This is a genomic window from Streptomyces sp. NPDC002623, from assembly GCF_053592635.1.
This window is the reverse complement of sequence record NZ_JBSFWB010000003.1, coordinates 89,414-100,929: the sequence shown is the minus strand read 5'-3', so window position 1 is coordinate 100,929 and position 11,516 is coordinate 89,414. Positions and strand designations below refer to the sequence as shown.

Below are 11,516 nucleotides of genomic sequence, written 5' to 3'. Positions count from 1 at the left end.
TTGTTAGGTGAAAGGTAGCAGCGAATGGAGCTGGACGGGAAGGTCGCCGTCGTCACCGGCGGCACCCGCGGAGTGGGCGCCGGCATCGCGCGCTCCTTCGCGCGCGCCGGCGCCGAGGTGGTCGTCGTCGCCCGCCGACCACCCGAAGTCCCGCTGCCCAGGACCGAGTTCGTGGGTCTCGACGTGCGGGACGCCGACGCCGTACGGGACTTCTTCGCCGGACTGCCCCGGCTCGACGTCCTGGTCAACAACGCGGGCGGCGCGCCCTACCGGCCGCTCGTCCAGGCCGATGCCGAGCGCCACGCGCGCGTGATCGAGCTCAACCTGCTCGCCCCGCTGACCGTCTCCCTCGCCGCCCACGAGCACCTCAGACGGGCCGCGGGCTCCGTCGTGATGATCGGCAGCGTCAGTGGCAGCCGCCCGTCGCCCGGATCGGCGGCCTACGGAGCCGCCAAGGCCGGTCTGGAGAACCTCGCCCGCTCCATGGCCGTCGAGTGGGCGCCCGAGGTGCGCGTCAACACGCTCGTCGTCGGCATGGTCCACACCGAACTGGCCCATCTCCACTACGGCGGCGCCGAGGGCGTCGAGGCCGTCTCACGGACCGTCCCGCTCGGCCGGCTCGCCCAGCCCGCCGACGTGGGCGCGGCAGCCGTCTTCCTCGCCTCCGACGCGGCCGCGTACATCAGCGGGGCGAGCCTGCTCGTGCACGGCGGAGGGGAACGGCCCGCGTTCCTCGACGCCGCGACCGCCAACAAGAAGGACGCCGCCAACAAGAAGAACGTCGGCGACAAGAAGAACGTCGGCGACAAGGAGGAGTGAAGTGAGCGGAATCTGCACAGGCCGGGTCGTCGTCGTCACCGGCGCGGGCCGCGGCCTCGGACGCGCGCACGCCCTCGCGTTCGCGGCGCAGGGCGCGCGGCTCGTCGTCAACGACCTCGGCGTCGGCCTCGACGGCACACCCGGCCCCGACAGCCCCGCCGCGCAGGTCGCGGCCGAGATCCGCGCGGCCGGCGGCGAGGCGGTCGCCCACGGCGGCGACATCGCCACCCCCGAGGGCGCCGCATCCCTCGTCACGACCGCCCTGGAGACGTACGGGCGGCTCGACACCCTCGTCAACAACGCCGGCTTCCTGCGCGACCGCATGCTCGTCAACCTCGCCGAGGACGACTGGGACGCCGTCGTACGCGTCCACCTCAAGGGCCACTTCCTCACCCTCAAACACACCGCCGCCCACTGGCGCGCCGAAGCCAAGGCAGGCCGCACGCCCGTCGCCCGCATCGTCAACACCAGCAGCGGCGCGGGACTCCTCGGCTCGGTCGGCCAGGGCAACTACAGCGCCGCCAAGGCCGGGATCGTCGGCCTCACCCTCGTCGCCGCCGCGGAACTCGCCCGCTACGGAGTCCAGGTCAACGCGATCGCCCCCGCCGCCCGCACCCGCATGACGGAACAGACCTTCGCCGCGACCATGACAGCCCCCGAGACCGGCTTCGACGCCATGGCCCCCGAGAACGTCTCCCCCCTGGTCGTCTGGCTCGGCTCAGCGGCGAGCGAGGGCGTCACCGGCCGAGTCTTCGAGGCGGAGGCCGGACGGATCACCGTCATGGAGGGCTGGCGCAAGGGACCCACCCTGGACAGAGGGGCCCGATGGAGCGCGGCGGAGGCTGGGGAAGCCGCACTGAAACTCTTGGGCGAAGCGGAGCCTCCGGGACAGGTCTACGGAGCCTAGGCACACCGACCCAGGGGCGCGGGGCGCTGACATCTGCGGCTCCGCCGCGCGGGCGCGACCAGCCACGACGCACCCGCACCCGCCCGCAACGCAGCGCTCACGTATCGCACTCCAGCACCGTCCGGCACAACCCGCATCGCGCCCGCACCCGCCCCTTGACCGGCACCCTGATCCGCTGATGGCAGGTGGGACAGGGGAACGTCACCCGCAGCGGGCCCCCCGGGCCGGGCGCGAACGCGTACAGCGGTTCCCCGACGGCCGCCACCGGACGGTGATCCTGCGCGCGGTGCCGATCACGCGCATACCGCCGCCGCCCCGCCCACCCCGCCCCCGTCAGCGGAGGCTGCTCCTCGTCCTCCCGAGCCCGCGCCATCCCCTTCACATACGCCGTGAACGCCTGCGCACTGGTGAACCACACCGACGGATCCTCCCCGAAGACCAGCGCCCGCTTCGCCAGCACGTACCCGAACTCCTCCGGCGTCAGATACCCCAGCTTCTGCGACGACGCCGCATCCTCCCGATACGCGTCCAACAGCAGCCAGCCCGCCCCCAGATACGCCGTCGCCGTGTCCGTCAGGATCTCGTTGTCCCGCGTGCCCGGGAACGACAGCCCCACCCGATGCAGATACACATGCATGATCTCGTGCGCCAGCGCCGCCCCGATGTCCCGCCGATGGCTACGGAAACGATCGTTCAGCTCCACGAAGTACTCCGGCCCCGCCGTCAGCTCCACATTCGCCGCATGCTCCATCTCCCGGAACGCCACGATCATCCGCGCATCCGGCAACCGATAGTGACGCACCAGCTCACGCGCCACCCGCTGCGCCCCCAGATGCAGATCGTCGGTATCGCAGAACGCCACATCCGCCGGCGCCACACTGGCCCCGAACTGGTGGATCGTGTCGTACGACAACCGCTTGTACAACGCCGTGACAGCAGCCCGCACCGTCTCCAGATGCGGGTACCCGTGCTCGACCGGACCGCCGTTCGCCACGTCCGCACCCCCAAGACGCCGTGCACCCAGTACACCCGGTTCCACTGTACGAGGACCCGGCGCACTAGGCTGAACGCCCATGACCACCAGTAACACCCCCGGACCCGCAGACGTCGACCCCGCCGTCCGCGAGGAGCTCGCCCGACTGCGCGACAGCATCGACAACATCGACGCAGCCGTCGTCCACATGCTCGCCGAACGCTTCAAGGCCACCCAGCAGGTCGGCCACCTCAAGGCCCGCCACCAGCTGCCGCCCGCCGACCAGGCCCGCGAAGCCCGTCAGATCGCCCGGCTGCGCACCCTCGCCGAGAACGCCAAGCTCGACCCCGCCTTCGCCGAGAAGTTCCTCAACTTCATCATCGCCGAGGTCATCCGCCACCACGAGCGCATCGCCGAGGACACCGTCAACGGCTCCGCCCCCACAACCGGCTGACCTGCGAGCCCACCCCCGCCCCACCAGACGACCGACAGCGGCGCTCCGGCGCGGGAACGGACATAGCGCGCGTACCGATCCGCCCCTGTGCCCCAGCTGCGGTATCAGGCAGCATGTCGTTCATGTCCGTACTGACGCGCGACGAAGCGCAGAGCCGTGCCAAGCTCCTCGACGTTCACCGCTACACCATCGAGCTCGATGTGACGACCAGCGGCGAGACCTTCGAGTCCCTCACCGTCATCCGGTTCGCCGCGCGCACGGACGGAGACACCTTCGTCGAGGTCAGGCCCGCCGAACTGCACTCCGTCACCCTCGACGGAGTGCCCCTCGACCCGCAGACCCTGGACGACAACCGGCTCCCCCTGAACAACCTCACCGCCGGCGACCACGAACTGCGCGTCCGGGCCGACATGCGCTACTCCCGCACCGGCGAGGGCATGCACCGCTTCACGGACCCCACCGACGACGAGACCTACCTCTACACCCAGCTCTTCATGGACGACGTCCAGCGCGTCTTCGCCGCCTTCGACCAGCCTGACCTCAAAGCCGTCTTCGAGGTCACCGTCAAGGCCCCCGAAACCTGGACCGTCCTCGCCAACGGCACCACCGAACACCTCGGCGAAGGCCGCTGGCAGGCCGCCCCCACCCCCCGCATCTCCACCTACCTCGTCGCCGTCGCCGCCGGCCCCTGGCACTCCGTACGCACCGAACACCGCGGACTCCCCTTCGGCATCCACTGCCGCCGCTCCCTCGCCCCCCACCTCGACGCCGACGCCGACGAACTCCTCGAGATCACCCGGCAGTGCTACGACCGCTACCACGAGAAGTTCGACGAGCCCTACCCCTTCGACTCCTACGACCAGGCCTTCGTCCCCGAGTTCAACGCCGGCGCCATGGAGAACCCCGGCCTCGTCACCTTCCGCGACGAGTTCGTCTACCGCTCCGCCGTCACCGACACCGAACGCCAGACCCGCGCCATGGTCATCGCCCACGAAATGGCCCACATGTGGTTCGGCGACCTCGTCACCCTCCAATGGTGGGACGACATCTGGCTCAACGAGTCCTTCGCCGAATACATGGGCTACCAGACCCTCACCGAAGCCACTCGCTTCGCCGACACCTGGACCGACTTCGGAGTCGTCCGCAAAGCCTGGGGCTACGACGCCGACCAACGCCCCTCCACCCACCCCGTCGCCCCCGAGAACGTCGACGACACCGCCGCCGCCCTCCTCAACTTCGACGGCATCTCCTACGCCAAAGGCGCCTCCGCACTGCGACAACTGGTGACCTGGCTCGGCCAGGACGACTTCCTCGCCGGCATCAACACCCACTTCGCCCGCCACAAGTTCGCCAACGCCACCCTCGCCGACTTCATCGACTCCCTCGCCGCCCACACCGACCGCGACGTCCACGCCTGGGCCGACGCCTGGCTGCGCACCACCGGCGTCGACACCCTCACCCCCACCGTCAGCGGCTCCAACGGCGACCGCACCCTCACCGTCCGACACCACGGCAGCCGCCCCCACCGCATCGCCGTCGGCCTCTACGACCTCGACCTCGCCGACGAGGCCCGCCACCTCACCCTGCGCCGACGCCTCGAGATCGACATCCCGCACAGCGCACCCCAGCCCATCGGCAAACGCCCCGCCCTGCTCCTCCTCAACGACCAGGACCTCACCTACACCAAGATCCGCTTCGACCCCGAATCCTTCGAGACCATCCGCACCAACCTCTCCGGCCTCCCCGACCCGCTCACCCGCGCCGTCGTCTGGAACGCCCTGCGCGACGCCGTCCGCGACGGCGAACTCGCCCCCACCGCCTACCTCGAAGCCGCCCGCGCCCACCTCCCGCAGGAAACCGACCTCGCCCTCGTCCAAGGCGTCCTCGGCTTCGCCTCCGGCCAGGTCGCCGACCGCTACCTCACCCCCGAACAGCGCCCCGCCGCCCTCGCCACCCTCACCGCCCTGTGCCGCGACCTCATCCGCCGCACCGAGGACGGCGACCACCCCGGCCTGCGCCTCATCGCCGTACGCCACTTCATCCACGTCGCCGCCCACCCCGAGACCATCGCCGCCTGGCTCGCCGACGGCACCGTCCCCGGCGGACCCGAACTCGACCCCGACCTGCGCTGGCGCGTCCTCGCCCGACTCGCCGTCCTCGGCGCCACCGACGAAACCGCCATCGCCGCCGAACTCGCCCGCGACCCCTCCGCCACCGGCCGCGAAGGCGCCGCCCGCTGCCGCGCCGCCCTCCCCGACCCGGACGCCAAACACACCGCCTGGGCCGCCATGTTCGACCGCGACGACCTCTCCAACTACCTCTTCACCGCCACCGCCCAAGGCTTCTGGCAACCCGAACAGGCCGACCTCGTACGCGCATACGTCCCACGCTTCTACAAGGACGCCGTCGCCGTCGCCGCCCGCCGCGGCCCCGCCATCGCCGACGCCGCAGGACGCTGGGCCTTCCCCGCCCACGCCGTCGAGCCCGACACCCTCCGCCTCGGCCGCGAATGCCTCGCCGACGCCGAACCCATCCCGGCCCTGCGCCGCAAACTCGTCGACCAACTCGACGACCTGACACGGGTGTTGAACGTCCGCTCCGCACACGGCCCCGCACACGAGACCGCGCACGACCCCGCACACCAGGCGTAACCCCCGCACCACCAGCGATCGGTACCCCCTTTCGGGTACCGATCGCTGCTGTTTTCGGGCGTGTCTCCACAACGGCGTACAAGCTGGAAACCCCCTCCGCCCCGCGCCCGCCCGGAGCCGCCCATGAGCACCCCACCGCTCGCCTCAGGCACCGAAGGCACCGACGCCCTGAGGCCGTTGCTCGACACCGTCCTCCACGCACTCGACGCCGGCCGCACCGCCCGCGGCGGGCCACTCCCCGCCGGCGGCCCCCAAGCCGTCGCCGCACGCCTACGACAAGCCACCGGCGACCTCCTCCCCGAACACGGCGACCCGAACGCCCTGGCCACCGTCGTCCGCGCCCTCGCCGAAGGCTCCGCCGACCCCGCCCACCCCCTCTGCGCCGCCCACCTCCACTGCCCACCCCTCGCCGTCGCCACCGCAGCCGACCTCGCCGCCTCCACCCTCAACCCCTCCCTCGACTCCTGGGACCAGGCCCCCGCCGCCTCGGAACTGGAGACCCTGGTCACCCGCACACTCGCTCGACTCGCCGGCCTCCACGACGCCCTCGTCACAACGGGCGGCACCGAAGCCAACCAACTCGCACTCCTCCTCGCCCGGGAAGCCCACGGCCCCACCGTGCGGCTCGTCTGCGGAACCAACGCACACCACTCCCTCACCCGCGCCGCCTGGCTCCTCGGACTGCCCGAACCCATCGTCGTCCCCGCCCCCACCGGCCGCCTCGACCCCACCGCCCTCGCCACCGCCCTCCCCGACGGACCCACACTCGTCGCCGCCACCGCCGGCACCACCGACGCCGGACTCATCGACCCCCTCCCCGAGATCGCCGCCCTCTGCCGAGACCGCGGCGCCCGCCTCCACATCGACGCCGCCTACGGAGGCGGCCTGCTCTTCAGCGACCGCCACCGCGACAGACTCACCGGCCTCCACACCGCCCACACCGTCACCCTCGACCTGCACAAACTCGGCTGGCAGCCCATCGCCGCCGGACTCCTCGCCGTACGCGACCCCCACGACCTGGCCGCCCTCCACCACCACGCCGACTACCTCAACGCCGACGACGACACCGACGCCGGCCTCCCCGACCTCCTCGGCCGCTCCCTGCGCACCACCCGCCGCCCCGACGCCCTCAAGATCGCCGTCACCCTCAAAACACTCGGCCGCACCGGACTCGCCGCCCTCATCGACCAAGTCTGCGAAAAAGCCCAGGAGTTCGCCGCCCTCATCACCGCACACCCCCACCTGCTCCTCCACTCCCCACCCACCATCAGCACCGTCCTCTTCCGCCCCGCAGCCGCCACCGACGACACCGTCGCCGACATACGCCGCCGCCTCCTCACCGACGGCCACGCCGTCCTCGGCCGCGCCCGCCTCGACGGCCGACTCTGGCTCAAGACCACCCTCCTCAACCCCCACACCCGCACCGAAGACCTCACCGCCCTCCTACGACTGGTGGAAGGACACACCCCCGCATGAACACGCCCCCACACCCCGACCCCACCACCCCCCACGACACCGACACCCCCCGCGACCTCGTCGGCATCGGCATCGGCCCCTGCAACCTCTCCCTCGCCGCCCTCGCCCACCCCCTCGCCGAACTCGACGCCGTCTTCTACGAACAACGCCCCCGCTTCGACTGGCACCCCGGCCTCCTCATCGACGGCGCCCGCATCCAGGTCCCCTTCCTCGCCGACCTCGTCACCCTCGCCGACCCCACCAGCCCCTGGACCTTCCTCAACTACCTCAAGACCCACCAACGCCTCTACCCCTTCTACTTCGCCGAGCGCTTCCACATCCAACGCGCCGAATACGACACCTACTGCCGCTGGGTCGCCGACAACCTCCCCGGACTCCACTTCCGCCACCAAGTGGACGCCGCCCGCTGGAACCCCGAACGCGACGTCTTCGAAGTCGACTTCACCCACCTCGACACCGACGGCGAAGCCGAAGCCCTCGGCCGCACCTACACCAGAAACATCGTCCTCGGCATCGGCACCGAGCCCTACGTCCCCGACCCCCTACGCCCCCTCGTCGACGCCCCCGGCGTCCCCGTCGTCCACGCCACCGACTACCTCGCCCACCGCGACACCCTCCTCACCGCCGGCCACATCACCGTCGTCGGCTCAGGACAGTCCGGCGCCGAAGTCTTCCTCGACCTCCTCCGCAACCGCCCCACCGGCCGCGAACAACTCCACTGGATCGGCCGCACCGACGCGTTCGCCCCCATGGAGTACTCCAAACTCGGCCTCGAACACTTCACCCCCGACTACACCCGCTACTTCCACTCCCTCCCCGAAGGCGTCCGCGACCGCCTCGTCACCACCCAATGGCAACTCCACAAAGGCATCGACGCCGACACCCTCGCCGCCATCCACGACGAGCTCTACCGCCGCACCCTGGGCGGCAGCTGGCCCGACACCGTCCTCACCCCCGGCGTCCGCGTCCGCACCGCAGGCCGCATCGCCACCACCAAAATCGAACTCCACCTCGAACACATCCAGCAGAACACCCGCACCCGCCTCACCACCGACGCCGTCGTCCTCGCCACCGGCCACCGCGAACGCCCCCTCGACCGCATCCTCGCCGGCCTCGACCCCTACATCCGCCGCGACAACAGCGAACGCCCCCGCATCGACCAACACTTCCGCCTCGTCCTCGACCCCTCCGTCACCGCCACCGGCTGCAACATCTACGTCCAGAACGCCGAACGCCACACCCACGGCGTAGGAGCTCCCGACCTCGGCCTCGCCGCCTGGCGCAGCGCCACCATCCTCAACACCCTCACCGACAAGGAGACCTACCCCCTCCCCACCCGAACCGCCTTCACCACCTTCGGACTCGAACAACAACCCCGAGTCCCCCACGCCCGACAAGCCCCACCCACCCTCACCCCCCTCGTCGACCGACGCTAGCAACGGCAACGGCGCCGACTCGAAAGCCGGCGCCGCACACCAACAACTCCTACCAGGACCAGCCCCTAGAACACCGGCGTACCGGCACGCGTCAACTTCCAGTCCACCGACGCGAAGTCCTTCGGGTCCAGCACACCCTTCGCCGTCACCCACTCCGAAATCCGCGTACGGATCTCCGTCGACTCCGCCCACAGCTCCTGCGCCGCCGCCACATACGGGAACGCGCCACCGCCGTTCGCCCGATAGTTGTTCACCGCGAACACGAACTGCTGAGCATCGTCCAGAGCAGCGCCGTTGTACGTCAGATTCCTGATCCGCGAACCCGCCGCCTGCGCGATGTCGATCTCGTACACCAGACCCGACACATAGTCGTAGTTGTAGTCCGGACGCCCCGCCGCATTCGTCAGCTTCTCCGTGTCGACCACCGCATCCGCCGCCGTCTGCACGAAGTACTGCGCCGAGTACTCCAGGTACGCCCGCACCTGCGCACCCGTCAGCAACTTCGCCACCAGCGTGTTGTCGTACACATACAGGCTCGACAGATCCCGGATCGTCACCTCGCCCGCCGGAATCTCCGACGTCCGCGAGAACGGCGAAGCCTGCGCGATCACCGGCAGCGACGCATACGACGTACCGGCCAGAGCCGCCCTGACGACGTCCTCCTGCACCTTCGTGATCAGATCGATGATCGGCGCGTCCTTGTACCGCGCCTCCACCGTCGTCAACGTCTCCGTCGCCGAACCGACCACCTGGTTGACGTACGCCACGACCTTCGCGTGCTCGTCACCCAGCAGCTTCGTGATCTTCGGGTCGTCGGCGACCGTGTTCGAGTTCAGCACCTTCGAAGCGACGGACTCGACCGCCCACCGCCCCTTCTCGAACACCAGCGCGATATCGAAGACCGACAGCCGCTCCGCGTACGCCAGCGGCTCCGACAGCACGACCGTCTTCCCCGACTTCGCGTTGACGACCTTCAGCTCCGGAATCTCCACATGCGCGTGACCCACCAGAATCGCATCGATGTCCGGCACCTGCTGCGCCACCAACGCCGCCGAATTCTCCACATACGGCAGCTGATCACCGTACGACGACGTACCCGACGAACCCGAGTGCGCCGACACGATCACCACATCCGCACCCAGCGACTTCAGCTTCGGCACCCACTTCGCCGCCTGCTCCTCGAGCCCCGGGAACGCCAGCTTGCCCTGCACATACGCCTTGTCCCAGATCGCGATACCCGGGTTCGTCAGCCCCAGCACCGCCACCTTCACCGGCGGCGCGCCCTTCACACAGAACGTCTTCATGACGTACGGCGGGAAGGCCGGCTTCAGCGTCTTCGCGTCCACCGCGTTCGCACCCAGCAGCGGGAACCGCAGCTGCGACTCGAACTTCCGCAGCGTCTCGATGCCGTAGTTGAACTCGTGATTGCCCAGCGCCGCCGCGTCGTACCCGATCGCGTTCATCGCCTGCGCCATCGGATGCACCGGACCACCCTTGGCGGTGATCGGGTCCACCTTCGCGTAGTAGTACGTCAGCGGAGTGCCCTGGATCGTGTCGCCCGCGTCCAGCAGCAGCGTGTTCTCGCGCCCCTTCTCCGCACGGATCTGGTTCACCAGCGTCGAGATACGCGCCAGACCCTGAGCGTTACCGGCCGCGTCCTTGTACTCCGCGTCCTTGAAGTAGTCCCAGTTGAACACATGACCATGCAGGTCCGTCGTCCCCAGCACCGTCAGCGCATACCGCTTCGGCTGCTTGACCGGCTTACCCGGCCTCTTCGCCTCGGCGGCCTGCGCCGGCGCCACGGCAGCACCCGCGATCGCCACCCCCGCCCCGGTCACAGCGGACTTCTTCAGGAACTTCCGGCGATTCAACGGCATGTCTCATGCTCCTCGGGGAATGGTCAACGACGCGCGTAGATTCTGACCCGCGCATGACCGACGGCAACAGGTCCAGGAGGTTTCGATCTGATGACCAGAACGGTCAACTCCCGCCGGACACCAGGGAAAGCCATGACAAGCTGGGACGTATGACCTCACCGCAGGATCCCCCACACGGCACCCCCGACGCCCCCCTCCTCACAGTCCGCGGCGAGGCCGAACTCGAAGTCGACCCCGAGATCGCCCGCATCGGCATCACCGTCACCGCCCGCGGCCGCGACCGCCGCACCACCCTCGACGACCTCACCCGCCGCAACACCGCCGCCCTCGACCTCATCAAGTCCTACGGCGACGCCATCGAGAACCTCTCCACCGGCGCCGTCACCCTCACCCCCGAACTCACCCAGCGCGGACGAGGCGAACGCATCCGCACCCACCACGGCACCATCCACCTCACCGCCGAACTCAACGACTTCACCGCCCTCGGCGAACTCACCACCCGCCTCGCCGACCTCGACCTCACCAGATTCGACGGCCCCTCCTGGGAACTCCGCCCCACCTCACCCGTCCACCGCCAAGCCCGCCAACAAGCCGTACGCGAAGCCGTACAACGCGCCAACGAATACGCCGAAGCCCTCGGCACCACCGTCGCAGCCCTCCTCGAACTCGCCGACACCGGCACCGGCACCACGGGCCCCCGCTCGGCCTTTGGCCGCCGCGCCGTCCGCTTCTCCATGGCTGGCGCCGAAGCGGAATCGGCAGCCCCCGAACCCCTCGACCTCGAACCCCAGCGCATCCACGTCAGCGCAGAGGTGAACGCCCGGTTCACCATGAATCCACCGACCCTGTAAAAGTAGTCCGCAAAAGCCGATGCTCATTCGAGCGGCAGCCCGCACAATTTATTAGTTGTCAACAACCCTTCA

9 protein-coding genes are annotated in these 11,516 nt (G+C 69.8%); 7 read left to right on the top strand and 2 right to left on the bottom strand.

Features of this window, described 5'->3' with window-relative positions; genetic code table 11:
• The first annotated feature begins 24 nt into the window (after positions 1 to 24).
• Both ACWD4O_RS06155 and ACWD4O_RS06150 read left to right on the top strand, forming a co-directional pair.
• Positions 25 to 819, top strand: coding sequence for an SDR family oxidoreductase (locus ACWD4O_RS06155; RefSeq protein WP_451277904.1), 795 nt, complete (start codon positions 25 to 27; stop codon positions 817 to 819).
• A 1-nt stretch (position 820) separates the two neighbouring features.
• Positions 821 to 1,726, top strand: a complete 906-nt coding sequence (locus tag ACWD4O_RS06150) for an SDR family oxidoreductase (RefSeq protein ID WP_451277902.1) — start codon at positions 821 to 823, stop codon at positions 1,724 to 1,726.
• A gap of 97 nt (positions 1,727 to 1,823) precedes the next feature.
• Here ACWD4O_RS06150 and ACWD4O_RS06145 read toward each other — a convergent pair whose 3' ends face one another.
• Positions 1,824 to 2,720, bottom strand: coding sequence for a hypothetical protein (locus tag ACWD4O_RS06145; RefSeq protein ID WP_451277900.1), 897 nt, complete (start codon positions 2,718 to 2,720; stop codon positions 1,824 to 1,826).
• 79 nt (positions 2,721 to 2,799) lie between these two features.
• On the opposite strand from ACWD4O_RS06145, the gene ACWD4O_RS06140 reads away from it, so the two are divergent.
• The 4 genes from ACWD4O_RS06140 (at position 2,800) to ACWD4O_RS06125 (ending at position 8,716) form a co-directional block, all read left to right on the top strand.
• Positions 2,800 to 3,153, top strand: coding sequence for a chorismate mutase (locus ACWD4O_RS06140; RefSeq protein ID WP_451277898.1), 354 nt, complete (start codon positions 2,800 to 2,802; stop codon positions 3,151 to 3,153).
• 122 nt (positions 3,154 to 3,275) lie between these two features.
• Entirely contained in the window at positions 3,276 to 5,804 is a 2,529-nt protein-coding gene (pepN, locus tag ACWD4O_RS06135) for an aminopeptidase N (RefSeq protein ID WP_451277897.1), read from the top strand.
• Positions 5,805 to 5,927: 123 nt separating this feature from the next.
• Positions 5,928 to 7,280, top strand: a complete 1,353-nt coding sequence (locus tag ACWD4O_RS06130) for a pyridoxal phosphate-dependent decarboxylase family protein (RefSeq protein WP_451277895.1) — start codon at positions 5,928 to 5,930, stop codon at positions 7,278 to 7,280.
• Positions 7,277 to 8,716: a lysine N(6)-hydroxylase/L-ornithine N(5)-oxygenase family protein gene (locus ACWD4O_RS06125; protein ID WP_451277893.1), complete on the top strand. Its 1,440-nt coding sequence runs from the start codon at positions 7,277 to 7,279 to the stop codon at positions 8,714 to 8,716. The genes ACWD4O_RS06130 and ACWD4O_RS06125 overlap by 4 nt, the downstream gene beginning before the upstream one ends.
• A 65-nt stretch (positions 8,717 to 8,781) precedes the next feature.
• On the opposite strand, the gene ACWD4O_RS06120 is transcribed toward ACWD4O_RS06125, so the two are convergent.
• Positions 8,782 to 10,593, bottom strand: coding sequence for a bifunctional metallophosphatase/5'-nucleotidase (locus ACWD4O_RS06120; protein WP_451277891.1), 1,812 nt, complete (start codon positions 10,591 to 10,593; stop codon positions 8,782 to 8,784).
• 149 nt (positions 10,594 to 10,742) lie between these two features.
• On the opposite strand from ACWD4O_RS06120, the gene ACWD4O_RS06115 reads away from it, so the two are divergent.
• Entirely contained in the window at positions 10,743 to 11,444 is a 702-nt protein-coding gene (locus ACWD4O_RS06115; RefSeq protein WP_451277889.1) for an SIMPL domain-containing protein, read from the top strand.
• Positions 11,445 to 11,516: the final 72 nt, after the last annotated feature.

Coding starts and splice junctions, on each gene's coding strand:
- ACWD4O_RS06155 (WP_451277904.1), top strand. CDS start 25: ATGGAGCTGGACGGGAAGGTCGCCGTCGTCACCGGCGGCACCCGCGGA.
- ACWD4O_RS06115 (WP_451277889.1), top strand. CDS start 10,743: ATGACCTCACCGCAGGATCCCCCACACGGCACCCCCGACGCCCCCCTC.
- ACWD4O_RS06120 (WP_451277891.1), bottom strand. CDS start 10,593: ATGCCGTTGAATCGCCGGAAGTTCCTGAAGAAGTCCGCTGTGACCGGG.
- ACWD4O_RS06125 (WP_451277893.1), top strand. CDS start 7,277: ATGAACACGCCCCCACACCCCGACCCCACCACCCCCCACGACACCGAC.
- ACWD4O_RS06130 (WP_451277895.1), top strand. CDS start 5,928: ATGAGCACCCCACCGCTCGCCTCAGGCACCGAAGGCACCGACGCCCTG.
- pepN (WP_451277897.1), top strand. CDS start 3,276: ATGTCCGTACTGACGCGCGACGAAGCGCAGAGCCGTGCCAAGCTCCTC.
- ACWD4O_RS06140 (WP_451277898.1), top strand. CDS start 2,800: ATGACCACCAGTAACACCCCCGGACCCGCAGACGTCGACCCCGCCGTC.